We start from the raw sequence: 25,602 nt of genomic DNA, 5'->3' as shown, positions 1-25,602 counted from the left end.
ATACAAGTGCAAAGCCAACGATACAACTGACTCAAGAGCACGACGACATAGTGGTAAATCACTTCAATTTCTCACGGCAGACGTATACACTCTATGTTTCACATCCAGTAAGATACGTGAGGGTAACAATGGAAGATATGACTCAATTTGTCCAGGGTATGGTTGATGTCGCCATTACTTGGGTACAACAAAACTATTTGTCGGTGGTGATGGCATTACTGGTTTTCTTTATCGGTAAATGGATCGCCAATCTTATAACTAAAGCTGTTCGTACAATTTTAACCAAGGCTAAAGTCGACCCGATTCTCGTCGACTTCTTGTCAGGTATCGTTAAAACCGTTTTGATTTTATTTGTGGTGGTGGCTGCCTTAACGCAACTTGGTGTGGCAACAACTTCACTGGTCGCTCTTATCGGTGCAGCAGGTTTAGCGGTTGGTCTAGCGCTAAAAGACTCTCTGCAAAATTTTGCTTCTGGTGTCATGTTAATCATGTTTAAACCATTCAAAGCAGGCGACTTTGTTGAAGCGGCTGGCGTGACCGGTGTGGTAGAAAAAATCGCCATCTTTTCCACCATCATGCGAACCGGCGACAACAAAGAAATCATCGTTCCTAATGGAGCGATTTATGGTGGCACCATCACCAATTTTTCAGCGCGACCTACCCGCCGAGTCGATATGGTTTTCGGCATTGGTTATGGCGACGACATTAAAAAGACCAAAGAAGTCTTGGCACGCATACTTGCTGAAGATGAGCGCATTCTAAAAGATCCTGCACCGGTAATCGCAGTTTCTGAATTGGGTGACAGCTCGGTTAATTTTATTGTCCGACCTTGGGTCAATTCTGCCGACTACTGGAATGTCTACTGGGATACTCATGAAAAAGTGAAACTCACTTTTGATGAAGAAGGTATTTCGATACCCTTCCCACAAATGGATGTTCACCTCGATAAGTCAGACTCTTAATATAGATGGCTTGAATCAATATCAGCGGTGACTTCATCGCTGATATTGATGCAGCCAATCCTACCAAGTGGTCATTCATTCAACCAAAGGTTCAATCAGGCAGTGATTGATTCAAGCTGTTTTTGGGTAAAGAACGTTAATCTTGGCACTGTTTCGAAGGGTCTTCTAAGAAGCTTGTAATAGCGACAAGACAACACCCTGAGGGTCGTTAACTACGGCTATTCGCCCCACCTCTGGAATATCAAACCCAGGAACACAAACATCACCACCTAAAGTATTGACCTGGGTTAAATCAGCGTCGACATCAGAACTCGCAAAATAGGTCATCCAATGTGCCGCCATATCGCCCCACTCTTCATTCATTTGAATCACACTCGCCACAGGGCTTTGTTCGACACAAAACAGCGGTACTTGCCCCATCGCACTTTCACGATAACTTAACTCCCAACCAAAGACTTTTTGGTAAAATGCCAAGGTTGAACTTAAATCTCGACAGGCGAGTTCTTGCCAACAATAATGTCCGGCGCTGTTTACCGGTAAAGATCCATAGTGTTGCTTAGCTTGCCACAATGCAAAAGTTGCTCCCTCTGGATCTTTTGCGAGAGCCATTACCCCTGCATCTCCCACCGCTAGCGGCCCCATTAAAATAGAACCACCGATATCAACTATTCGGTCGGCGGTTTCTTGCGCGCTGTTCACAGCAACATAATTTAACCAACGTGGCGTTACGCCAAGATCCTGTAATTGCTGCGGGAGAGCATAAGTTGCACCAAAAGCCTCTTCTCCCAGCTGCAAGACTTGAAAAGCGCCAGAGTCATCCATAGCGTTTGTTTTCCAGCCCCATAACTTAGAATAAAATGTCACTGCATTGCTGACATCGTTGGTGATTAACTCGATCCAGCAAAATCGCCCTAGTTGACTGGCTTGACCACTCGACATATCCTACATCCTTATATTGCCTCAATTGATAATTAACAGTATGAACAATTGCCAAGGCATTACAAGTTAAAAGGAAAGCGAGTAAGCTAGGGCTTCCTGACAACTTTTTGTATTTGGACGATATCAGAATTATAAAGAGAATAAGTTTTGCCAAACATTGTCGAAAAATCTTCGCGAATGGTTCTTATGACCGCCGAGTCCAATGATGACTTAGCTCGAATAATTTCTGCTTGGTTTGACGCTAGTTTTTGGCAAGACAACCAAGCGATCATCGGCCAGTCGCATGGTCGTAACATTACCTATTTTATTGACCCTAATCCAATAACAAAGTCAAACAACTCGTGGGTGTTACGGCACTATTATCGAGGCGGTTTGTATGGAAAGTTCAACAGAGATGCCTTTCTGTATCATGGTATTGAAACGACCCGAGCATACCAAGAGCTAAGTTTACTCGAGAAAATGCGAGAGTGGAATTTACCCGTTCCAACGCCAGTCGCAGCAAGAGTTATTCGAAGTGGATTATTTTACCGTGCAGATATTCTAATTGAAAAGATTCCTAACGCAGATGACTGTTTCCAAATTTTGAGGCAGCGAGCTTTACCCAAAGAAACTTGGTATGACATAGGTGCAACAATATTCAGGTTACATCATCATAATGTCTTTCACTCCGATCTTAATATTCACAACATTATGCTCGATCAACATAATAAAGTCTGGCTTATTGATTTTGATAAATGCGGTATCCGTGATGATCAAGCCACCTGGAAACTAGAAAACCTTGAACGACTCAAGCGCTCATTAACCAAAGAAAAGAATTTAAACGATAGCTTTCACTATCATTCAAACGACTGGAAAGCGTTGCTCGCCGGCTATCAAAAAGGAAGTCTAACGTGAGTTTCACCTTTTTTACTGAGCTCGCCACCTTACTCGATGCAGGACATTCTGTCAGCTCAGCGTTAAAAGTACTAAAACTACCGACCAGTGATTGGGTGAAATCAGCTCAAATGGTTGAGAAAGGTCTCCCTCTTAGTCATGCTATGTACAAAAGCAAAATCATCAACGCTTTTGAACTGGAGGTTTTAAAAACCGGCGAAATGGCTGGAAGGTTACCTCTTGCATTAAGAAAGCTAGGAAAAGCCAAAGAACGTCGAGAAGCCAATATTCAAAGGATTAAAAGCAAACTCTGGATGCCTATGGCAATCTTTTTGGTAGCAATAGCCGTCAGCTTTTTACTTCGCTTACTAGCGAACAATGGCGCTAACGCATCTTATTTTTTTACTATCGCTTTGGTTCAAATTTTAGTCGTCATTTTTGCCATAAGATGGCTGCTTTCATTGTTTAAATTGAGCGCTTACGAATTACTCGAGCGCCTAAGCTTTTTTCATGAATCACGATGGTACCAGTTAATGTTCCAGCAAACCTTGTTTAATGGATTTGCATGGTTACAAGAATCAGGTATCGACGCGCAATCAAGTTTTAGAAAGTTAGCACAGCAATTCCGTAGCAAACGCTATCGAACCGCTTTAACCAAAGTAGCAAACGATTGCGGGAAAGGCGTCGCTGCGTCAGCAAGCTTGCAAAGTGTTGACCTTCCCATTCCAACAGCCTTTATTAACTTATATGTAACGGCTGAAGCGAGTGGTACATTGACCGCAACACTTGATGGTCAGTTAAAACTAGGTGAAGATGAACTTAGAAACTACCAAGACACTTTCGCAGATAACTTTCCACGCCTCATTTACGCCTGCGCAATTTTAAGCTCTATTTTACTCGTGTTCTTGTAGCCACTCGAGCTTGTCCACTACCCCAACACACCCATTACCCCAACATAAAATGGGCGCGAATACAGCGCACTTGCCCATAACTGTATTTTGGTTCAACCATTTGCACGACGGGAGTAATTCGATACTCGGGTCCTTCTTGACTGAGAAATAACTCGTGAATTTTTTTAATTCATCATCATCAATTTCAAACACATCAGAAAGACTCAACTCACTCCTTCCTATCGCATCTGCAATGTGTGCATAAACCGCATTTTCACTCAACTGTTGAGACGCCATAATTGAAGCAATGTCTTTTCCTTGACGCATTTGTTCGAGCACCTGTTGCTTAATATCAACATCTGAACGCTCAAACTTAGCGATAACGGCTAAGAAAATTTCACCGTATCGCTCAAGTTTCGTTTCTCCCACTCCAGGAATAAATGACATTTGCTTAAGACTTTTTGGTCGGCGACTCATCATTGCCATTAACGTTTGATCATTGAAAATCATATAAGGTGCTAACTGATGCTCTCGCGCCAGAGCCATTCGAGTTTCTCGTAATGCCTCCCATAAACCATGATCTTTTTCAGCAATGACAGTATTCTGTCGAGTTTTTATTGTTTTACTCTTTTGTTCTTTACGTAAATAAAGGGCTTCCGCTCCGGTTAAAATACCCCGACAGGCATCGGTTAATCTCAATCCACCGTAGCCCTCAAGGTCAACCGCAAGTAAACGGCGAGCAATCAATTGCCGAATCACTCCTCGCCATTGCTGAACCGATTGCGCTTTCCCAATCGCAAACACCGATAGTTGATGATGACCGGCCTGTTCTATTCGTTCGGTTTTCTTGCCCATTAGCACATCGACAATATAGGCAACGCCAAAACGTTGCCCAGTACGATACACGGCCGACAAAGCCTTTTGCGCTTCTTCAGTGGCATTCCAAGTAGCTCCCGGTGAGAGACAATTGTCACAATTCCCACAATCTTGCGCTAATTCATCACCAAAATAGCGCAATAAACTTTTGCGACGACACTCAACGGACTCAGCAAAACTCATCACAGCATCTAATTTATGTCGCTCAATCCGCTTTACCGCTTCTGGAGCGTCAGAGCCCTCTAACATTTGTTTTAAAGTAATGACATCGTTGAGGCCATAGCTCATCCATGCAGTCGCGGCCAATCCATCTCTGCCTGCCCTTCCGGTCTCTTGGTAGTAAGCTTCGATACTTTTTGGCAAATTCAGATGGGCAACAAACCTAACATCCGGCTTATCAATCCCCATGCCAAAAGCGATGGTTGCGACAATCACTATGTTTTCTTCGCGCATAAAGCGAGTTTGTGTATGAGCACGAAACTGAGCGCTCATTCCAGCATGATAAGGTAATGCCTCTATTCCTTGTTCTTGCAGCCAGTTGGCCACTGATTCGACTTTTTTCCTCGATAAGCAATAGACGATGCCTGAATCATTTGGGTGCTCTTCTAAAATAAAGGCTAACAATGCTTGTTTCGCTTGCGACAAATCACTGTTCACTCGATATTGAATATTCGGCCGGTCAAATCCACAACTAAAATGCCGCGCTTGATGTAACCCCAAACGTTGAATCATTTCTTCTCGGGTATGCTCATCGGCAGTCGCTGTTAACGCAATTTTAGGCACCGTAGGAAATCGCTCAAACACTTGGTTCAATTGACAATATTCAGGCCGAAAATCATGCCCCCATTGCGAGACACAATGAGCTTCATCTATCGCAAACAAACTAATTTGAAAGGAGTGCAAGAACTCAACAAATCGTTCCGAAAGGAAACGCTCTGGCGACACATAAAGAAGATCGACCTTTGATTGTCGAATTAAACGTGCCAGGGTTCGCTGTTGCTCTAATGTCAGCGAAGAGTTTAAGAACTCGGCCCTAACACCATTCTCCTGTAAAGCCGCAACCTGGTCTTCCATCAAAGCAATCAGAGGCGAAATAACAATCGCCATACCCGGACGAATCAGCGCCGGGATTTGATAACACAATGACTTTCCGCCGCCCGTTGGCATAATCACCAGCGCATCATCACCGGCTACCACAGCGTCTACTATTTCTTGTTGAGGATCGCGAAACTTCTCATAGCCAAAGGTCTTTTTCAGTACATCGAGAGCGTTAGGCGAATTAGCGGACATAATCATTGGTACAACTTGCAGTAAAGGCCGTCAGTTTAAAGCACAAGGAATCTCGTGCAAGAGGCGCATGCAAAAAAAATGGGCAGCTTCAAAAGCTACCCATTAACACACCCTTTCACGCTATTGTCAGGAAGGACAAAGAGGGTCAAAAACACAAAGTACAAGACCAGTCTCTTCACAGATTTTGACTACCAAAGCTCCATGAAGCGACAGCAATGTAGTTATATTACATTTTAAAATACGAAATCAAGCACTTTTTTTTCATTTTATGATTTATTTTGTTGTTTTATTACATCTACAACATTTCAAAATGAACTTTTACGGTATTTGCCGAGTAGGCGCTTATTATTTCCTAACGAGGTTAATTGCCATCATTAAATCGAGTTGAATTTGCACTGGGTATGGACAATGTCTCACATGCACTGCTCTAAATCTCTTATTGTGAAGCTTGTCACACTACAGAATAATGATTACATCGAAAAGGAGATAATAAACATGGAAGACAAGCAGCAGGTATTCGCAAAAGTAGTTGAAGCATTCAAGCTTCATCGATTTAAACGCTCTGATGCTCAGGAATACTTAAACTGGATCAAGTTGTTTCTTAACCATAACAAACATGTTCCAACGTCACAGCTAACCGCTAATTGCGTCAAAGAATTCCTTCGATACCTTTGTGATGACAAAGGCTTAATGCCTTCTCGTCAAAAACAAGCTTATCTGGCCATCAACTTCTTTTATAACCAGGTGCTACAGCGCTCGCTTTGGTCAACCATGAACTTCGGAGAAGAAGTTGATCTACAAGCGCAAGTCAACCCACTCACGACGGCGACAGAGCATCAGGCTCCAGAGTGGACCAATTTACTGCAGGAGCCATTTCGAACGGTCGCTAAACTGAGCTTTCACTGCGGGTTGAAGCTTGACGAAGTATTAAACTTACGGGTTGAAGATGTCGATGTGCAACGACACGTGCTCAAAATTCGTGACGCTTTCGGCGACTTCAGTGAAATAGACATTGCTAGTGATTTAATGCAATCTCTGACCTTACAGCTAAGAAAGGCCATGCATACGCATCAGCAAGACTTGCGTCAGGGAGAGGTGTTTTTTAGAAATCCAAGCACCCTGCGTCGTGGGCAATTAACGGATAATGCTCGTTGGTACTTTCTATTTCCAGGAACCCTGCAGTTCAACCTTCACACACAAAAGCGTGTGCGTGAAAGTCTCGATGCCAACGTCGTTGAGCAAGCCTTTTCGCAAGCTCGAACGCGTAATACTGAGCAAGTCGCTCCATTCCAGATTGGATTCAAGCAGCAAGCTTCTTTATAAGCTTGCTAAGCATTTCAGCTTTAACGTCGAGTACGACGAGTGCTCGGCTTTTTACTTTTGTATTTAAATTGCTTTTTACGTTGTTTGGTGGAATCTGTCGTACGTTTGAAGGAGCGTGCCGATGGAGATAACCCAACGTTTTTTTCTATTTCAGCCACCGCTTTCGGTTCTAACTCAAGCCATGCCCCGCGGCGTAAGCCTCTCTCTAAGGTTACCATTCCGTAACGCACACGAATAAGCCGTGAAACCTGACAGCCAACCGCTTCCCATAAACGCCGAACTTCACGATTGCGACCTTCTTTTAAAGTCACGTGATACCACTGATTGAAACCTTCTCCGCCAGAGTGTCGAATCTTATCAAAATGAGCCATCCCATCTTCTAGCGCCACTCCCGAGCGTAAACTCTTTAACGTATCCTCGGTCACTTCGCCATTAACTCGAACGGCGTATTCACGCTCTAACTCATAGCTTGGATGCATCAAACGATTGGCTAACTCGCCGTCATTAGTAAACAACAATAAACCGGCGGTGTTCAGATCTAATCGGCCAATGGCTATCCAACGACCTTTACCTGGGTTAGGCAATACGTCAAATACCGTTTTGCGCCCTTCCGGATCTTTCCGAGTACACACCTCGCCTTCTGGCTTGTTGTAGGCAACAACTCGCCGAACCATCGCATCTTGCTTAGGTATTGAAATAATTTTTCCGTCGACGCGAACTTTGTCTTTCTCAGTTGCGCGAGCACCGAGATCAATAATCGCGCCATTGACCGAGACCCGACCTTCGCTAATGATTGACTCCATCTCTCGACGGGATCCTAATCCTGCTCTGGCCAAGAGCTTCTGAACTTTTTCTGTTGCTTCCAAAGTAACCTACTTGTACTGAAATTACGGGTTTTGACTTAACCAACGAATGACTTATAAATAAGGTTCGTATTAGTGTAGACCGTTTTAATGTAAAACTTTACCGCTCGTCCCCATCTTGGGTTTTCGTCGCGGATAACTCATCTTCGAGCGACTCATCTTCGAGCGGCTCATCTTCAGCCGGCTCAAAAGCATCATTGAAGACTTCTTCGGCTTCATCAGACGTCTTGGCCAGTTGAGCAGCCTCGATGATCTCTTCATCGGTGATTTGCTCATCAGCCACAGCACGCTGCCAGTCTAGTTCACTCTCTGAATCAGACTCAAGACTCGACTCACTGATGTCTTTCGAGCCTTGTTCACTTACCTTCTCATCAAATGACGACGCTTCTACGGCTTCATCCGCGTGAGAATGATCTTCATGAATATGCTCTTCATGAGATTGGCCTTCATGAGAGTCTTCATTAGGTGAATCGTCGTCAGCATAACCGTCGTCAACATGACCGTCTTCAGATGACACGACGTCTTCACTTTGTTCGCCTGAGCCCTCGAGATCACTTGCTAGCGACTCCGCACGATCATTCTCTAAGTGGCTTTCTTCATTTTCGCCTTCAGTAGTAGAAACGTTATCACTGTCGCCCAGCGACTGTTTATCTTCAAGATCTAACTCGGCATTGATTTTGTCTAGGTCTCGAATTTCCGCCAAGGTTGGCAACTCTTCAAGACTTTTTAAATTGAAATAATCTAGAAACTCGCGCGTGGTTGCGTATAACGCAGGACGACCTGGAACATCTCGGTATCCGACAACACGAATCCACTCTCTCTCCAACAAAGTTTTTACTATGTGGGAACTAACACTAACGCCACGAACGTCTTCAATTTCTGAACGAGTAATGGGTTGCCGGTAGGCGATAAGCGCTAAGGTTTCTAAAAGAGCTCGCGAGTACCGTGGAGCCTTTTCTTCCCAAAGCCGAGCAATCCATTCTGCGTAATCTTGTTTCGCTTGAAAACGAAAACCACTAGCAACTTCTTTTAGTTCAACGCCACGAGTTTCACACGCATCGTTGATCGCGCTAAGCGCTTCTCGCACTTCTGCAGTAGACGGCCGTTTGTCTTCTTCAAACAAGGACATCATTTTATCGACCGACATGGGTTTACCGTAAACCATTAATGCCGCTTCAAGTAGATTTTGTAATTTTTCTGTTGTCATACTACTCATGATAAAAGCTCATCTGTTTCAATTTGAGCCCGAGCGCGCACATGTATCGGGCCATAGGGTTCTGTTTGAACTAATTCTATAAGTTTTTCTTTCGACAATTCCATGACCGATAAGAAAGTGACCACCACGCCCATGCGACCTTCTTCAACCGTAAACAGTGTTACAAAATCAGTGAACGAATCTGCCGACAACACGGCTAAAACATTGGTCATTTTTTCACGGACTGAAAGCGTTTCCCTCTCAATATGATGGTGCGTAAACATATCCGCCCGTTTAAGAACATCTTTAAAAGCATGCAAGATCTCTTTGAGATCAACTTCAGGCTGTGGTCGCACCAAATTAAGTTCGGGTGTCGCAACATCCGCAGGAAAAATTTCTCTTGCCATGCGTGGCATTTCATCAATATCTTCGGCGGCTTTTTTGAATCGCTCGTACTCTTGTAATCGTCGAATTAAATCTGCTCGAGGATCAATTTCATCCTCTTCTTCCGTTTTCGGTCGAGGCAACAAGACGCGACTTTTTATTTCACATAAAACGGCGGCCATAACCAAGTATTCGGCCGCTAATTCTAGGTTCATGCTCTTCATGAGCTCGACATATTCCATATATTGCTCTGTTATGTGAGCAATCGGAATATTCGAGATGTCTAGGTTTTGACGCCGAATTAAATACAGCAGCAAATCCAAAGGCCCTTCAAACGCTTCTAAGAAAACTTCAAGCGCATCCGGTGGAATGTAAAGATCTTTCGGCATTTCTTTAACGGGCTCACCGTTAATAAGTGCAAACGCCATTTCTTCCTGAACCGGCTGCTGACTAGCAGCGTTAGCCTGAGCGTTGCTCGCGACAGGCTCAACGGTTTGTTTCGGCTCAAGGGTTTCTGAATTCACTTCACTGCTCATACTTAGGTAATCACCAACGATTAACGATAACTAAGGCCCATGGCTTGACGAACGTCATCCATAGTTTCTCGAGCAACATCGCGCGCGTGCTCACTGCCTTCATTAACAATGTTGCGAACCAGTTCAGGATTTTCGACGTATTCTTGCGCGTTGTCGCGAAACACTTTTTGTTCCTTGATAACACAATCAATCACTGGTTGTTTGCATTCTATGCACCCGATTCCGGCGGTTGTACAACCTTCTCTGGCCCAGCTCTGAACTTCTTCATTGGAATATATCTTGTGGAACTCCCACACTGGGCAGTTATCTGGGTTACCAGGATCGTTGCGACGAACTCGAGCAGGGTCGGTCGGCATGGTACGAATTTTCTTCTCAACCGATTCAGGCTCTTCTCTCAAGGTAATCGTGTTACCGTAAGATTTCGACATTTTTTGTCCATCCAGACCTGGCATTTTCGACACTGGCGTCAACATTGCTTGAGGTTCTGGCAAAATAACTTTTCCGCCACCCTCTAGATATCCGTAGAGTCGCTCTTTGTCACCTAAGCTGATCGATGCGTGTCCTTCTAACAACGCACGCGCCGTCGCCAATGCCTCATCGTCACCTTCTTCTTGATAGCGTTTTCGTAATGACGAATACAACTTGCCGTTCTTTTTACCCAACTTCTTGATCGCTACTTCGGCCTTTTCTTCGAAACCAGGCTCTTTGCCATACAGATGATTAAAGCGACGCGCAATTTCGCGGGCAAGCTCGATGTGTGGAACCTGATCCGCTCCCACCGGAACTTGACCTGATTTATAGATTAAAATATCAGCCGCTTGCAGTAATGGGTATCCTAAAAAACCGTAGGTCGAGAGATCTTTTTCTTTTAATTTCTCTTGCTGCTCTTTGTAAGTCGGCTGTCGCTCTAACCAACCCAGCGGAGTAATCATCGACAACAATAAATGAAGCTCGGCATGTTCAGGCACTTTCGATTGAATAAAAATGGTCGAATTCCCTGGATTAACCCCGGCCGCAAGCCAATCGATCACCATATCCCAAATACTCGGCTCAATGATCGAAGGATCATCATAATGAGTGGTCAACGCATGCCAATCTACCGCACAAAAAAAGCACTCGTATTCATGTTGTAGTTGTACCCAATTTTTAAGCACACCATGATAATGGCCCAAATGCAGTTTCCCTGACGGCCGCATTCCTGACAGAATGCGCTGATGCTGTATCGCAACCGAACTCAAAATATATCCCCTTTACAAAACTTGTCTAAGTTTAATCGAACCGAGCATTATACAGACTGTCGTTTATTTGAGTAAGCGATTTAATTGCTCAAAATTCGTACGAATACTTACCTTCTATTTATTTCAGTAAGTGTTTGAATTGATTGGCTAAATTTGCAAAAGTGTTGGATCACCAGCACCTTCCCGTAAAATAACCGGCGTTCCTTCCGTTAAATCAACGACCGTCGTCGCCTGATCGCCACAGTAACCACCATTAATAACCAAATCGAGTTGACTGCCGTAACGTTCATTAATCTCATAAGGATCAGATACTTGAACTTCTTCTTCAGGAAAAATCAAACTGGTCGACATAATCGGTTCACCCAAGGCGTCGAGCAGCGCTAATGCAATTGGGTTGTTCGGAACACGAATACCAATGGTTTTCCGTTTTGGGTGCATTAACCGCTTTGGGACTTCTCCCGTTGCTCGAAGAATAAAAGTAAACGGGCCAGGCGTAAGGTTTTTAAGTACCCGAAAGGTCGCATTATCGACCCTTGCATAAGTCGCGAGTTCCGACAAGTCTCGACAAACCAAGGTAAAATTGTGCTGTTTATCGAGCTGGCGCACTCGTCGAATGCGATCCAAGGCACTTTTATCGCCAAGATGGCACCCTAATGCGTATCCAGAATCCGTCGGATAGACCATTAAACCGCCTTTTTGAACCAGCGCCACCGCTTGAGTGATTAGCCTTGGCTGTGGATTCTCAGGGTGTATTTCTAAATATTGAGCCATATTGCGTCCGTATTCATCATTCTTTTTGAGTCAAATAAGGCTCTCTGTGCGATTAAGAGCCACTCCACGACCGTGAGTTTATAAAAAGTCTTGCCACACTGGCACTATCGATTTCGGAAGGTCCGCGAAAAAACCTGGCTTTACCCAACGCCATTCAGGGTTATGAAAGTCGGCACCTTGTGATCCTTGCAGCGCTAAGTTTAACGCCTTTTCTGTCATCCAACGAGCTAATTGTGGATCCATATTAGGGTAGGCAAGCTCAACCGCTTGACCACCGGCCGCCGCAAAATCTTCAAGCATTAAAGCAAGCTGCTTGCGCGATAATTGATATCGCCCAGGATGTGCCAACACAGCTTTTCCGCCCGCGCCACGAATGGCTGATACGGCTTGCTCAATTGTCGGCCACTTTGCTTTTACATAGGCCTTTGATTTACGGCCAATGTATTGCTTGAAGGCTCGGTTAGCATCTTTCGCCCACCCTCGCCTGACCATGATCTGAGCCAAATGGGTTCGCGTAACCGACTCTGCGCTCAGAGCTTCAACTTCGCCAACAACCCCTTCCATTCCCAGTTGTTCGAGTCGATTGGCAAACTCTAACAGCCGCTGCTGGCGATAGGCTTGCTGCTGAGCGACAAATTGCACTATACCTGGTTCGTGAATGTTTAGGTTTAGACCGACGATATGAATCTCTCGATTTAAATATTGCGTAGAAATTTCTAACCCGGTGATAACGTGGCAGGGTAAGTCTTCACTTTGGCTAGCAAGCTCATAATGCGCTCCCAAGGAGTCATGATCAGTAATCGCGATGGTTTCAACACCGTGTTCACGGGCATGGTGCAATAACTCCATAACCGACAAACTGCCGTCTGAGTAACGAGTATGAGCATGCAAATCAATGGTTTGAGGACGTGCAACTAACATAAATCTTTGAGTTACCTCAGTTTTCGGCTCGCTCCACGGTTTAAGCGGGCTCGCAATACAATAATTGTCTATTGGCCAATTCCATCAGAGCCAAGTATTATAGGCGCTTTGTATACGACTAGGCACTCAAAGCTCAACAAAACTATGAAAGTACTTCTCGATTTCTTCCCTGTTCTCGCCTTCTTTCTTACTTACAAGCTGTTCGATGTTTATGTCGCGACCGCCGTGTTGATTGGCGCCAGCTTGTTGCAAACGTTAGGTCACCGCATTATAAAGAAGCGATTTGAAAAGCTCCATGTTATGACATTTGTTATTTCTTTGATCATGGGCGGAATGACCATCGCGTTTCGCGACGATGCATTTATCAAATGGAAAGTCTCTGTCGTCTACTGGATACTCAGTGCCGTAATCTGGATATATTGGCTGAGAGGCACCATGCTATTAAAACAACTCTTCGAGAGCTTATTCAAACAAGAGCTTGGATTAACACAGAAACTTTGGGGTTATATCAATGCATTTTGGGGTTTACTTCTATTAGCCATGGGCGGACTGAATATCTGGATCGCCTATCATTTCGATCTCGATACTTGGGTAAACTTTAAAGTCTGGGGCACCATGGCCGTTCAGTTAGTAACAATGATTGGAACCTTTGTTGTAATTTTTAAAAATATGCCTGAACACCATCGAAAAATGCTCGAAGAATCTAGCGCCAACGAGGAAAATTAGTTTATGTGGTATGCCATTATTGCCGAAGATAAAAGCGACAGTTTAGAGCGTCGCATGGCGGCTCGTCCCGCTCACCTAGAACGTTTAGAACAACTCAACAACCAAGGCCGACTGTTGCTCGCTGGCCCGCACCCAAATTGCGACGCTGAAGATCCGGGTAGCGCAGGTTTCAGTGGCAGTTTAATTGTCGCCGAGTTTAGCGACTTAGCCTCGGCTCAACAATGGGCAGATGCTGACCCTTACCAAGCGGCGGGCGTTTATCAAAACGTTACCGTAAAACCCTTTAAAAAAGTATTTCCAAATTAACGTCAACTCTCGAGATCAGATTTAAATTATGGATAACTCAACGCGCATTGAACAGATGAAACAGCGGCTAACCGCAGAGCTTTCACCAACACACTTAGAAATTTCCGATGACAGTCACCTACATGCTGGTCATGCCGGAGCTAAAAGTGGAAAAGGTCACTTCACCGTTACGATTGCGAGCGCGCAATTTGCGGGCAAACGTAGCCTACTGTGCCACCAAATGATCTATCAAGCGCTCGGCGACATGATGACCACCGATATTCATGCGCTAGCGATCAAAGTTGTCGACTAAACCTAGCAAAAACGTGTTAGCTGTTTTGACAAAATGAGACAGCTGACACTAGCGCGATAAAAAATACTCTTCGTCGAAGGTCTTCATCCACTCTGGAAAAAACACCGTTATACTCGACACAATGACACCGTTAATAAACGCTTCTGGAAACATAGCCAATAATATCCACTCTGGTTGTAACGTAACACCAGAGTGCCAAGTAAAATCAAAAAAATAAACCAATAAAAATCCCGTTGCGGCAACAAGAGGAACGGTTAGCGCACCACCGAGAAACCCAACCCCCAACGTATAGAAAAACAAATTGTTTGGATTCATTCTTCTTAACCAACGCGTTAACCCAGTGACGAAAGCCGCAGGTATAAATACATTAGTTAGCGTGTAAAAGCCCCAATTTTCTATCGGGTGCTGCGCGAACCATAAATAAATTACGGCGGATACACAACCAGCAATGGAGCCAAAACGAAAACCTAACATCAAGGTGGCACTGGTCATGATGATGGGGTGAATAAAAAGGCCTTGAATCACAGAGAACTCCATCAGCCAAAACCCGGTTAGAATGAACACTGAACCAAATAATAAATGATGACGAGTCGATACCGAAATCACCAACGACCATTGCGCGGTCAATATAACTAAGAGCAGAGCTGCCACGGCCATGAGATTAGAAAACCAAAACCAGCCTGATGACATTTGCGAAAGTTCAATTAACATGTCAGTTAAGATTACCTGCGTTCAACGCTTTAAGAGCCTATTGCAACCCAGTCAATTATCTATTATTGCAGAAAAATAACCAAGATCGGCGTTCATAACTACCGATAGAGTTAATCAAAGGCCACTAACTTTTAACGTTCGCCTGATCCTATCTCTATTTTTTTGTCTGCTAGATTACCTGATAGATTTCCTAGTAGATTACCCACTAGACTGTCCGACAGATTGCCTGCAAGAGCCCCTTCAAAGAGCAACTGCGCCTTATCGGGAATTTCATCACGTTGATTACCTTAATGTCGAAGTCGCCGCAGCAAACCTTTACAGTGAAGGTTAGAATATAACTGCCGATTGGACACTCGATGGACCAACAACCTCACCATTGGATTGCCTTTTACCAACATCAAGCCGACGATCACCGTGCTCGTTCATTGATTGATATTTGGACAATGACGTTCGACGAGCTCGAACGCCAGCATGACTTTATCCAATGGCTATTCCCATTGCCGGAGCCGTCTCCCATTAATCCCGACGCACCGTTATTAACCAATGAGATGGTTTTACAAGCGATGGCATCTGAAGAAGTACAACAAAACTTATTGCGATCGTTCGACACCATGGCGGCATTTTGGGGATTTTGTCGAGATGATGATTTACAAATTAAGCCATCGGCACATTTCACCCACCAGGTATCGAAGTGGTGTTGCGATCACAATCATAACCAACTGCGTATCACACGCATGCTTCGTTGCCTAACCCTATGCGGACAACATGGGATTGCAGCGAATACTTGTCAGTTTTTACTGAATGCCATTGATCAGCAAGGAATGAGTTTATCGCAGGTCTCGGCCGTACCCCACTGGATCGACGCGATCAGTAATGAAGAACCCGAAGAACTGACGCTCGATGATTTTGAACTGCCAGATGGGTCACATTAAGGCATCTAAGTAACAAACCCTGCTGCTCAGTCGCACTGGTTCTACCAATTATGACTGAGTCGCAGCCGCTAACTCACTGATGTCGTCCCAACGTTGAGCGGCAATTAAGTCGCTCGGAGCTACCCATGTCCCGCCGACACAGGAGACATTGTCCAGCGCCAAGTAGTCTTTGAAGTTCGCGGCAGAAATGCCGCCTGTCGGACAAAACTGCAACGCCGGGAAAGGACCAGAAAAGGCCTTTAATGCGGGTATACCGCCCGACACAGCCGCCGGGAAAAACTTAAAGTTTTGATACCCATACTCCATGCCTAACATGATTTGAGACGCATTGGCGACGCCAGGCAGCAGAGCAACCGAGTGATGCTCTGCGCCCGCTAAAAGACTTGGAGTCAGACCAGGACTGACTGCAAAAGGAACGTTTAACTCATCCAACTGCTTTAACTGCTTGTCATTGGTGATGGTGCCTGCACCAACAATCGCATCGGGTACATTTCGTTGAATTTGCTCGATGGCCTTTAGCGCACAGTCGCTACGCAAAGTAATCTCTAAAACGGTTAATCCGCCAGCCACCAAGGCTTTTGCAAGAGGCACTGCAACACTCAAATCATGAATCACTAAAACAGGTACTACCGGCGCCTGTTGCATGATGTGACGGATTTTTTGATGCCTAGAAATAGATTGATTCACGCGAAACCTATTGATTTAGTTGAAGTTGAGACAAATATGCCGCCGCTCCTAAGAGCCCAGGTTGCGGGTGCACGACAATGGCCGTTGCGATATCGCGAAGGTAATGTTCAAAATTGAGCTTATTTTCAAAACGACTTCGAAAATTACTATTGGCGATACGGTCGCTAAAGCGAGGAGGAATACCTCCACCAATATAGACACCGCCGGTGGCTCCTAGACTTAACGCGTAATCGCCCGCAACACTGCCAAGAATTTCGAAGAATTGTTCGAGAGCACGGTCGGCCATCGCATCACCTGATTGCGCTGCGTTGCCTATGGACTCTGCATCTGCGTGCAAGAGTGGCTGATTCTCGAAACTACACAAAGCGCGATAAATATTAACCAATCCCCGACCCGACAGTAGCTCCTCGCAAGATACGACGCCTAACTCCGCGCGCAGATACTGCAAAATATAATCTTCGACTTCGTTTTCTGGCGCAAAACTGCGGTGTCCACCTTCAGTGCTTAAAACCAGGGTTCGTCCCTGGTGAGGAAGCATGCCAGCGACCCCTAAGCCAGTACCTGGACCAATAATCGCGCGTTGCCGTTGAGTATCAAACGATAGACCCTTGGAAAGAAATCGTAAGTCTCTATCGGCAACCACGGTCGTGGCCATCGCTGCTGCAGTAAAATCATTTATCGCCACCAGCTGATTGATCCCTAGGCCTTGCTGCAAAGCTTGGCGCGAAAACTGCCAGTGATTATTGGTCAGCTTAATTTCATCCGCAGAAACCGGACACGCTAATGCCAAACACGCCGCGCTGACTTGGGTGGAAACTTGAGACAGGTAATGGTGAATAGCTTGCAAGGGAGAGCCAAAGCTTTCACATTGCAACGTATGGATATGACTGAGCACACTGCTACCCGCCTCGACCAAGGCAAAGCGCGCATTGGTGCCGCCAATGTCAGCAACTAAGTGCATACTCACGCTTGATCCTCGGCGTTAAATTGGAATAGACAGGCCCCTTGCTCAGCGCCGCTAACCGTGTGGCGCATATTCGCAAACAGCTCCCGACCCATTCCCCAGGTATGTTCAGATAAGTTCATGGTTGCAAGCTCACGTCGCTTTAGTTCGGCATCACTCACCTTCAACTCGAGGGTCCCCGATGTGGCATCTAATCGAATGATATCGCCATCGTTTATTCGAGCAATTAAACCACCTTCGCAAGCTTCGGGAGTCAAATGAATCGCGGCGGGAACCTTGCCTGATGCACCAGACATTCGTCCATCGGTCACCAGTGCAACTTGCAGACCTTGATCTTGTAAGTTGGCTAAAAATGGCGTGAGCTTATGCAGCTCCGGCATTCCGATGGCTTTTGGTCCCTGAAAACGAACGACGGCCACCGTATCTTGAGTAATTTCACCCTGTTGCACAGCCTCTGCAAGTTGATGCTGGCTATGAAATACTCTTGCTGGCGCCTCAACCACTTGATGCTCTGGAGCAACGGCCGATACCTTAATAACACTTCGACCGAGATTGCCTTTAAGAATCTGCAAACCACCTTCTTCACGAAACGGCTCAGTTACCCCCCGTAACACTTGAGGGTCGCCGCTGGTGAGCTTTGCTTTACGAAAAACCAGCTGCTCATTTTGCAGGAAAGGTTCGTCGCAATAGTCAAAAAGATGGTTGCCGTAAACGGTTTTCGCTTCACCATGCAACAACCCAGCACCTAACAGCTCTTGAATAACAAACGCCATACCGCCAGCCGCATGAAAGTGATTTACATCAGCAGAACCATTTGGATAAACCTTTGCTAACAAAGGCACCACCGCTGATAGATCGGAAAAGTCATCCCAAGTAACAACAATCCCAGCGGCTTTCGCAATCGCAATAATGTGCAGAGTATGGTTGGTTGAGCCACCGGTCGCTAATAATCCGACGATGCCGTTTACAATGGATCGCTCATCAATCACGTCGCACAAAGGCCGATAGTGTTTACCCAGCGCGGTTATTTCAGTGACGCGCGTTGCAGCATATTCGGTAAGCGAGTCACGTAATGGGTTAGTAGGATTCACAAAGGAACTGCCAGGTATATGCAGCCCCATGATTTCCATTAACATTTGGTTGGTATTCGCCGTACCATAAAATGTGCAAGTTCCCGCAGAGTGATAAGAGGCGGACTCAGCTTGCAGTAATTCTTCACGTGTCGCCTTTCCTTGAGCATACAATTTGCGAATTCGTGCTTTTTCATCATTAGGAATTCCCGACGGCATCGGACCAGCAGGAATAAAAATGCTCGGAAGGTGACCAAAGCGCAGTGCAGCCATCACTAATCCCGGTACAATTTTGTCGCATATACCTAAGAATAAAGCACCATCAAACATATTATGAGACAAGGCAATGGCGGCGGCCTGAGCAATAAGGTCACGACTAAATAAGCTCAACTCCATGCCATCTTGACCTTGCGTTACGCCATCGCACATGGCCGGAACACCACCCGCAAACTGCGCGGTTGCACCAGTCGCCGCAATAGCTCCTTTTATTTTATCAGGATAATCAACATAAGGCTGATGCGCCGACAACATGTCATTGTACGCAGATATGATTCCAATGTTGGGGGTTTCCATGCCACTCAAGGTAAGCTTGTCTTGCTTACCGCAGGCGGCGAAGCCATGCGCCAAGTTACCGCAAGACAAGGCCGAGCGATGCGGCTTATTCAATTTAGCATGGCTCATTTGTCGTAAATAATTGCCGCGGCTTTGTTGGCTACGGTCAATAATTCTGTCAGTTACCTCTACCAGTGTTTTATGCAAGGTCATGATTATCCCAGTCGTGCATGAACGGTCATTTTAAGGCGCCCAAAAAATTTCTAAACGAGGCTGTTGGTTGCGAAGAAAGTAACGGATTGGCATATCAATTTCTTCGCCATTTTGTTCCGCTTTTTTTAATGTATTGAGCTTGTCTTCACCAAACAGTAATAAGTAAATGTGTCGCGAAGCGAGTAGTCGATTTAAGGTCAAGGTTAATCGTGCGTGCGGTGCTACACGAGGGTGAGTGACAGCCGTGTAGTCGGAGTTTTCTGCCGACACCACCTGTTCAATTTCTTCAGCACAGGGAAATAGAGAAGCCGTGTGGCCATCATTTCCCATTCCAAGAACAACCACGTCTAATGCACCATGAACTTTTTCGCGAAGCGTCGCTTCTAATTGTTGTTGATTGCTCGCAGGTGACTCGGTGACCTGAAAAAAGGGCACAAACTCAGCAACATCGGCACCATTAATCAATAGATTTTCTTTGATCAGTCGCTCGTTACTTGCTTCATCCGTTGGAGGAACATAACGCTCGTCAACCATCGAGATCAAAACCTTGCGCCAAGGCAAATTGGCGACCGACAGTTTACGATACATATCCATGGGGGTGGATCCGCCGGAGACCCAAAGAGATGCTTTATCGCGCTCATTAATTGCGCTAGCTAAATCAGACGCTATCTTCTCAGCCATCGAGCGATTGGCACTCTCTCGATCATCAAAATAATGCAGTCCCGCCAATTCAAGAGTCATAATGGTTTTCCTTATCAGTCATTGTCGTACTGATTGTTAAACCATTTTCGGCCGTCTTTGGCAAGTAATTGCTCTGCGGCATCGGGTCCCATGCTGCCTGCAGGATAAAATTCAACCGGAACATCGAACTCATCCCATCCGGCAAGAATGGTATCGGTCCATTTCCATGCCTCTTCCACTTCAAATCTCGACATAAACAAGGTCGAGTCGCCAATGATCGAATCATACAGCAGTCGCTCATACCCCTTCGGAATATCCGCAGGTTCATATTGATCATAAAAACTTAAGTTCAATGGATCGGACACCAAATTTAACGCGCCCGAAAGACTGGGCTCCTGATTCATAATAACCAGCTTAATACTGTCTTTTGGTTGCAATCGGATAATCAATCGATTGGCTTGGGTCGGCAATTTGAAAATAGAGTGATGAATATTTTTGAATTGAATATCAATCTCGGCGTAACGACTTTTCAAGCGTTTACCGGTTCGCAAATAAAACGGAACACCCGACCAACGCCAGTTATCAATATCGGCCTTGATTGCCACAAAGCTCTCAGTATTACTGGCTTCTGGATTTTCGCCTTCGTGATTGTAGGCAGGTACCTTTTTTCCATCCACTTCACCCGCACTGTATTGACCACGAACGGTGTTGTAGCGTGTGCGTTTGCCTTCAATCGCCCGTAATGATCGAAACACCTTTATTTTCTCGTGTTTTAACGCTTCAGGTGTTAAATGTGTGGGTGGTTCCATCGCGATCAATGCAACTAATTGAAGCAGGTGGTTTTGCACCATATCCCGCAGAGCGCCGACGTTATCATAGAAACTTTTGCGGTTACCTACACCGACCGACTCAGACACCGTAATTTGAACATGATCGATGTAGTTATGATTCCAAAGTGGCTCGAACATTAAGTTTGCAAAACGCAAAGCTAAGAGGTTTTGAACCGCACTTTTCCCCATATAATGATCAATACGATAAATATTATTCTCTTCAAAAATACTGGCAACTTTGTCATTGATATCAATCGATGACTTTAAGTTGTAACCAATCGGCTTCTCAATCACCAAACGAGATTGTTGATTCACCATTTTCGCGGCTTGTAACTGTTGGCAGATTGGTACGAACAAACCAGGAGGCGTAGCCAGATAATAAATGACACACCCTTTTTCTGCCGGGTCGCCAATGACTTGCTTTAACTGTTGGTAATCATCCTCTTTATTCGCATCTAAGGTCACAAAACTCAGTCGCTGCAAGAAACGCTCTGCCACCTCTGGCAATTCTTTTGGATCGGCCGTCGCGTTCTCACACAAACCTTCCATCGCTTCTGCACGAAACGTTTCATCAGAAAGCTGTGCCCGTGAGCACCCAATGATACGAAGGTCAGCCGCTAAAAGCTCTTTGCGCTCCAAATTAAACAATGCAGGCAAGAGCTTTCGATACGATAAGTCGCCATTACCGCCAAACAACACTAGGCGACAGGCTTTTTCATGAATTGAGAATGTCATTTGTAACTTTATTACATCTAAGTAGTGAAGTTGATAACCATTATACGTACTAAACGTATAATAACAACGTAAAAATCGTCATTTTTTATAAAAATAGCGCTTTGAGAGCCTTTGCATTAGTGATTCCTGTAATTTTATTACATTTATTTTGTAAAACTGGTACTTAGCTACAAATAAATGAAACATTCTTTCTTAATTTTGGTATAGTTCGTCTCATCAAAGAATACGAGAACGATTTATGAAGCTGATATCTCGCATCGAAGAAGCACTGCAAACCTTAAGCAAGTCGGAGAAAAAAGTCGCTCAAGAAGTGCTGGCCGATCCGCAAAAAGCCTACCAATCCAGTATAGCGGCCTTGGCTCGAGCAGCCGATGTCAGTGAGCCTACGGTCAATCGCTTTTGTCGCTCGATGGACTGCAAAGGGTTTCCAGATTTTAAGTTGCAACTAGCGCAAAGTCTGGCGACAGGAACACCTTATTTTACTGGGAATGTTTCGCTTAACGACAGCACAGAAGAATTCACCAACAAACTGTTTGACGCCACCATGATGTCTATCAGTGAAGCGCGAAAAATGGTTGATCCTAATGCCGTTAGTCGGGTCGTTGATGCTTTAGCCCAAGCCAAGCGAATCTTGTTCTATGGGCTTGGCAGTTCAGGAGCCGTCGCGCTCGATGCCGAAAATCGCTTTTTTCGACTCGGAACGCCAACCATCGCCTACGACGATGTGTTGAAACAACGTATGGCCGCAGCCGCCGCTCAAAATGGCGATGTTCTCGTGCTGTACTCTTATACGGGTAGAACCATTCCACTCATTGAAGCCGCTCAAATGGCAATACAATCGGGCGCTCTAGTTATTGGCATAACCAGTGCCGACTCACCTCTAGCGAATATATGTCATCTCGTTATTGAAGTTCCAGGCGATCAAGAAGACACCGATATCTACACGCCAATGACGTCGCGAATCATTCACTTAACCATTACCGACATTCTTGCTACCGGAGTCATGTTGAGACGGGGGCCGGTTTTTCAAGAACACCTCAAGCGAATCAAAGAAGCACTGCGAGAAACTCGACTTCCGAAAGAATAACAACGAATTTGCCTGCATCTTCGGCCGCTGCGAGCAGTGGCCTAGCCCTCTACCTCAAGTCGTCATCTAATTTGCATGAAACATTGCTAACCGAATAAAGCTCACTATTACCGCCGATCGGCGCCCTTATGAAGCGCATTTAACGCAATTCAGACTAACCAACACTCTCTAAAGAAGATAAAAATTCAAACAAATCTCGTTTTATTACATTTTATTATTCATTTTAGATCAATAATTGCGTATATTCAGACCTCTTTATTGTAATTTTACAACATAAGGACAGAATTATGGAAATTCGCGCGGCAATTAACGGGTATGGCCGTATCGGTCGCAACATAATGCGCGCATTGCTCGAAAACCCGGCCTACCAACACATCAATATCGTCGCTATTAACGACCTTGCACCTGCAGAAGTTAATGCACACCTCACCGAATTCGACTCGGTCCATGGTCGCCTTCCCTTCAGAGTGCATCATCAAGAAAACGCCTTAGAAATTGATGGTCGGCGTATACATTACTCGCAACACAGAGACTTTGAATCCTTGCCTTGGAAACAACTCAATGTCGACTTAGTATTCGAGTGTACTGGGGTCTTTACAGATCGCGCCGCAGCCGCAGGCCATCTAACCGCTGGTGCAAGCAAAGTGGTTATTTCAGCCCCAGCTAAAGATGCTGATCTAACCGTGGTCTTCGGCGTCAACCATCAGCAGCTAACGGCACAACACCAGATTATCTCCAATGCGAGTTGCACCACTAATTGCCTGGCCCCCATGGCTCAAGTTCTTAACCAACACATCGGCATAGAAAGAGGGTTAATGACCACGATTCACGCCTACACCGGCGATCAGCGACTCACCGACACTTATCACAGTGATTTGCGCCGTGCACGAGCCGCCGATTTGTCGATGATACCGACGAAAACCGGTGCGGCAGCCGCTGTTGGAAAAGTGCTGCCAGAGTTAAATGGTAAATTAGATGGGCTGGCTATTCGTGTACCAACAGCCAACGTTTCATTGGTTGACTTAACCGTCACCTTCGATCGTGAGACCAGTATTGATGAAATCAATCAATTGATGAAGAACGCCGCTTCTGGTGCTTATCAAAACATTATTGAATACAATGATCGCCCGTTAGTGTCTATCGACTTCAATCACAACCCTCATTCCTGTGTATTTGATGCGACGCAAACGCGTGTCGATGGCAACATGGCAAAGTTATTTGCTTGGTATGATAATGAGTGGGGATACTCAAATCGCATGCTTGACACGGCGAATGCCCTGTTTATGCAACACACAAGCTTGCAAAAAGCCAGCTAGCGGCTTTATCTGTTCAATAAAACCTGCTCCACTCAATACAGTGGAGCAACTTTATTTTATTTGTTGATTTTATTTGTTGGCCAGGCGACATTTTAGTAACCAGGCAACAATTTTGTATTTTAATGCGTTCTAACGTTTTTTTCTTTGATCGCTAATCGGTGACCGCTTAACTTTGCCCACTTATCTTTACTCGCCGCTTGTGCAAAATAGTTTAGTTAACTGCCGTTGTTTCATCAAAGCATCAGACACTTGCTGCGTCGTTACGTAGCCTAAAGAAACCAAACATTCTCCCATGACTCCCCCATGGCGGCGCTGTAGATCCAACGCGAAATCTAATTGCTGCTCGGTCAACTGAGTTTGAGAAAGCAAAATAACACCAATTCGAACTTGTCGATGAAGCGTTAAATCGTCACTCAGATTAATCATTATTTTTCTACTCCTATCGCTAATAATTAACATACTGCGATATCAAGCAATCAGGTTTAAGAGATAAAGCAAACTTACTTGGAGCCGTTTCCCACCACCTTTCCCATTCGGTCATACACTATGCGTTCAAGGATAAGTTTTGGCAAACTCAATAATTTCTAGTAAATTAATTTATTATTACTTTATGTTTTAATCACTCAATTAACAGCGTTTTGGTGAGCCGTATTGATGAATCTATTTAATAAACACGTTCGACGAGTTATTCGCTTTGGTAGTTACTTTGGCCTAGGTTTTGTTTTACTTGGTTGCTTTCCAACCATCACAAAGGTATTTCATACACCGTCTGTGGCTGGCCGAGTGCTCGATGTCAATACAATGCAACCAGCAATCAATGCCTCAGTTTTTTTTAGTGAACACCCCGACTATAAAACAACAACTAACCGAGAAGGTGAATTTTCTCTTGCCGCTTTATCCAGCACCGAAGCCGTCATTAAAATGCCCGCACACGCCTTAAAGCAATATCCTTTAACGGTGCAAAGCAACGACATTCAAGACCATTTCTTTGTTGCGTCGAGTTTACGGATGTACCGAATCGAAGAGCGAAACCTAGATTCTTTGTTCATCGATTCGCAACCGAATATTCCACCCACTAACCATCGTGTATTTTTATTATCAGACCATGATATTAACTCATCGTTTAACTCGCCTTCTGAGTTTGGAGGCTGTTCAATTGCCCTACTAAAAAATGCAAAGCGTTCTTTGTACGTCGCAAGAAAGCTTTTCAATCAATTACACAATCAATCAACAACGCTAACTCAAACGAATAATTCGCAAACTCTAGCGCTTTGGCTGCAAAACGCTTATCAACACGCCATTCTAAATTGGCAGATGATTGCCCAAGATTGTCCACGCACAACCGAAAACTTCCTCCAAAGAGATGCCATGATCGACTCGATTGAAAAGGAATCTCGCGAAGCTTTAAGTTATTTCAATAAAGCCTTGCTCTAGCGACA

Annotated in this window: 26 protein-coding genes; 11 read left to right on the top strand and 15 right to left on the bottom strand. The window is 45.0% G+C overall.

Going from position 1 to position 25,602, the window contains the following annotated elements:
* Positions 1-137 precede the first annotated feature (137 nt).
* Entirely contained in the window at positions 138-962 is an 825-nt protein-coding gene (locus Q9312_RS18550) for a mechanosensitive ion channel family protein (protein WP_309202349.1), read from the top strand.
* 165 nt (positions 963-1,127) lie between these two features.
* On the opposite strand, the gene Q9312_RS18545 is transcribed toward Q9312_RS18550, so the two are convergent.
* Positions 1,128-1,901, bottom strand: coding sequence for a VOC family protein (locus Q9312_RS18545; protein ID WP_309202348.1), 774 nt, complete (start codon positions 1,899-1,901; stop codon positions 1,128-1,130).
* A 147-nt stretch (positions 1,902-2,048) separates the two neighbouring features.
* Here Q9312_RS18545 and Q9312_RS18540 point away from each other — a divergent pair, with 147 nt between their 5' ends.
* Both Q9312_RS18540 and Q9312_RS18535 read left to right on the top strand, forming a co-directional pair.
* On the top strand, positions 2,049-2,795 hold the full coding sequence (locus tag Q9312_RS18540) for a 3-deoxy-D-manno-octulosonic acid kinase (RefSeq protein WP_309202347.1): 747 nt from the start codon (positions 2,049-2,051) through the stop codon (positions 2,793-2,795).
* Entirely contained in the window at positions 2,792-3,685 is an 894-nt protein-coding gene (locus Q9312_RS18535; protein WP_309202346.1) for a type II secretion system F family protein, read from the top strand. Before Q9312_RS18540 ends, Q9312_RS18535 begins: the two co-directional genes overlap by 4 nt.
* On the opposite strand, the gene recQ is transcribed toward Q9312_RS18535, so the two are convergent.
* On the bottom strand, positions 3,668-5,830 hold the full coding sequence (recQ, locus tag Q9312_RS18530) for a DNA helicase RecQ (protein WP_309202345.1): 2,163 nt from the start codon (positions 5,828-5,830) through the stop codon (positions 3,668-3,670). The genes Q9312_RS18535 and recQ overlap by 18 nt on opposite strands.
* Before the next feature lie 495 nt (positions 5,831-6,325).
* Here recQ and Q9312_RS18525 point away from each other — a divergent pair, with 495 nt between their 5' ends.
* Positions 6,326-7,153, top strand: coding sequence for a phage integrase N-terminal SAM-like domain-containing protein (locus tag Q9312_RS18525; protein ID WP_309202344.1), 828 nt, complete (start codon positions 6,326-6,328; stop codon positions 7,151-7,153).
* A 20-nt stretch (positions 7,154-7,173) separates the two neighbouring features.
* On the opposite strand, the gene rluB is transcribed toward Q9312_RS18525, so the two are convergent.
* The 6 genes from rluB to Q9312_RS18495 form a co-directional block, all read right to left on the bottom strand.
* On the bottom strand, positions 7,174-8,019 hold the full coding sequence (gene rluB, locus Q9312_RS18520) for a 23S rRNA pseudouridine(2605) synthase RluB (RefSeq protein WP_309202343.1): 846 nt from the start codon (positions 8,017-8,019) through the stop codon (positions 7,174-7,176).
* 97 nt (positions 8,020-8,116) lie between these two features.
* Entirely contained in the window at positions 8,117-9,232 is a 1,116-nt protein-coding gene (gene scpB / locus Q9312_RS18515) for an SMC-Scp complex subunit ScpB (RefSeq protein ID WP_309202342.1), read from the bottom strand.
* On the bottom strand, positions 9,229-10,131 hold the full coding sequence (locus Q9312_RS18510; protein ID WP_309202341.1) for a segregation and condensation protein A: 903 nt from the start codon (positions 10,129-10,131) through the stop codon (positions 9,229-9,231). The genes scpB and Q9312_RS18510 overlap by 4 nt, the downstream gene beginning before the upstream one ends.
* A gap of 20 nt (positions 10,132-10,151) precedes the next feature.
* A complete protein-coding gene (locus tag Q9312_RS18505) occupies positions 10,152-11,327 on the bottom strand; it encodes a tryptophan--tRNA ligase (protein ID WP_435408763.1) in 1,176 nt (391 codons plus the stop codon).
* Between the two features lie 189 nt (positions 11,328-11,516).
* Positions 11,517-12,140, bottom strand: a complete 624-nt coding sequence (locus Q9312_RS18500; protein ID WP_309202339.1) for an L-threonylcarbamoyladenylate synthase — start codon at positions 12,138-12,140, stop codon at positions 11,517-11,519.
* 78 nt (positions 12,141-12,218) lie between these two features.
* On the bottom strand, positions 12,219-13,061 hold the full coding sequence (locus Q9312_RS18495; protein WP_309202337.1) for a PHP domain-containing protein: 843 nt from the start codon (positions 13,059-13,061) through the stop codon (positions 12,219-12,221).
* A 144-nt stretch (positions 13,062-13,205) separates the two neighbouring features.
* Between Q9312_RS18495 and Q9312_RS18490 the strand changes: the two genes are divergently transcribed.
* The 3 genes from Q9312_RS18490 to Q9312_RS18480 are packed head-to-tail and all read left to right on the top strand — an operon-like array spanning position 13,206 to position 14,385.
* On the top strand, positions 13,206-13,787 hold the full coding sequence (locus Q9312_RS18490; RefSeq protein ID WP_309202336.1) for an inner membrane-spanning protein YciB: 582 nt from the start codon (positions 13,206-13,208) through the stop codon (positions 13,785-13,787).
* 3 nt (positions 13,788-13,790) lie between these two features.
* The gene (locus Q9312_RS18485) at positions 13,791-14,093 is read left to right on the top strand and encodes a YciI family protein (RefSeq protein WP_309202335.1); all 303 of its coding nucleotides are present in this window, start codon (positions 13,791-13,793) and stop codon (positions 14,091-14,093) included.
* Positions 14,094-14,121: 28 nt separating this feature from the next.
* Positions 14,122-14,385: a BolA family protein gene (locus Q9312_RS18480; RefSeq protein ID WP_309202334.1), complete on the top strand. Its 264-nt coding sequence runs from the start codon at positions 14,122-14,124 to the stop codon at positions 14,383-14,385.
* A 48-nt stretch (positions 14,386-14,433) separates the two neighbouring features.
* Here the strand turns inward: Q9312_RS18480 and Q9312_RS18475 are convergent, their stop codons facing one another.
* Entirely contained in the window at positions 14,434-15,096 is a 663-nt protein-coding gene (locus tag Q9312_RS18475; RefSeq protein WP_309202333.1) for a hypothetical protein, read from the bottom strand.
* 356 nt (positions 15,097-15,452) lie between these two features.
* Between Q9312_RS18475 and Q9312_RS18470 the strand changes: the two genes are divergently transcribed.
* Positions 15,453-16,028: an opioid growth factor receptor-related protein gene (locus Q9312_RS18470; RefSeq protein WP_309202332.1), complete on the top strand. Its 576-nt coding sequence runs from the start codon at positions 15,453-15,455 to the stop codon at positions 16,026-16,028.
* A 48-nt stretch (positions 16,029-16,076) separates the two neighbouring features.
* On the opposite strand, the gene Q9312_RS18465 is transcribed toward Q9312_RS18470, so the two are convergent.
* Genes Q9312_RS18465 through zwf form a run of 5 tightly spaced genes read right to left on the bottom strand, consistent with a single transcriptional unit; the run spans position 16,077 to position 21,760 of the window.
* Complete coding sequence (locus Q9312_RS18465) at positions 16,077-16,715, bottom strand: bifunctional 4-hydroxy-2-oxoglutarate aldolase/2-dehydro-3-deoxy-phosphogluconate aldolase (RefSeq protein WP_309202331.1); 639 nt, start codon at positions 16,713-16,715, stop codon at positions 16,077-16,079.
* Between the two features lie 7 nt (positions 16,716-16,722).
* Entirely contained in the window at positions 16,723-17,676 is a 954-nt protein-coding gene (gene glk, locus Q9312_RS18460) for a glucokinase (protein WP_309204528.1), read from the bottom strand.
* A 2-nt stretch (positions 17,677-17,678) separates the two neighbouring features.
* Positions 17,679-19,514, bottom strand: a complete 1,836-nt coding sequence (edd, locus tag Q9312_RS18455) for a phosphogluconate dehydratase (RefSeq protein ID WP_309202330.1) — start codon at positions 19,512-19,514, stop codon at positions 17,679-17,681.
* A 30-nt stretch (positions 19,515-19,544) separates the two neighbouring features.
* Entirely contained in the window at positions 19,545-20,255 is a 711-nt protein-coding gene (pgl, locus tag Q9312_RS18450; RefSeq protein ID WP_309202329.1) for a 6-phosphogluconolactonase, read from the bottom strand.
* Between the two features lie 14 nt (positions 20,256-20,269).
* The gene (gene zwf, locus Q9312_RS18445; RefSeq protein ID WP_309202328.1) at positions 20,270-21,760 is read right to left on the bottom strand and encodes a glucose-6-phosphate dehydrogenase; all 1,491 of its coding nucleotides are present in this window, start codon (positions 21,758-21,760) and stop codon (positions 20,270-20,272) included.
* Positions 21,761-21,998: 238 nt separating this feature from the next.
* Here zwf and hexR point away from each other — a divergent pair, with 238 nt between their 5' ends.
* The gene (gene hexR / locus Q9312_RS18440; RefSeq protein WP_309202327.1) at positions 21,999-22,847 is read left to right on the top strand and encodes a transcriptional regulator HexR; all 849 of its coding nucleotides are present in this window, start codon (positions 21,999-22,001) and stop codon (positions 22,845-22,847) included.
* 287 nt (positions 22,848-23,134) lie between these two features.
* Positions 23,135-24,163: a type I glyceraldehyde-3-phosphate dehydrogenase gene (gene gap / locus Q9312_RS18435; RefSeq protein ID WP_309202326.1), complete on the top strand. Its 1,029-nt coding sequence runs from the start codon at positions 23,135-23,137 to the stop codon at positions 24,161-24,163.
* A gap of 186 nt (positions 24,164-24,349) precedes the next feature.
* Here the strand turns inward: gap and Q9312_RS18430 are convergent, their stop codons facing one another.
* The gene (locus Q9312_RS18430) at positions 24,350-24,589 is read right to left on the bottom strand and encodes a cyclic di-GMP-binding domain-containing protein, MshE-related (protein WP_309202325.1); all 240 of its coding nucleotides are present in this window, start codon (positions 24,587-24,589) and stop codon (positions 24,350-24,352) included.
* A 228-nt stretch (positions 24,590-24,817) separates the two neighbouring features.
* Between Q9312_RS18430 and Q9312_RS18425 the strand changes: the two genes are divergently transcribed.
* The gene (locus tag Q9312_RS18425; protein WP_309202324.1) at positions 24,818-25,597 is read left to right on the top strand and encodes a peptidase associated/transthyretin-like domain-containing protein; all 780 of its coding nucleotides are present in this window, start codon (positions 24,818-24,820) and stop codon (positions 25,595-25,597) included.
* Positions 25,598-25,602 lie beyond the last annotated feature (5 nt).

Origin of the sequence: Pleionea litopenaei, assembly GCF_031198435.1 — a bacterium.
GTDB lineage: Bacteria > Pseudomonadota > Gammaproteobacteria > Enterobacterales > Kangiellaceae > Pleionea > Pleionea litopenaei.
Note: the sequence above shows the minus strand (reverse complement) of the source record. Positions and strands in the feature narration are given on the sequence as shown.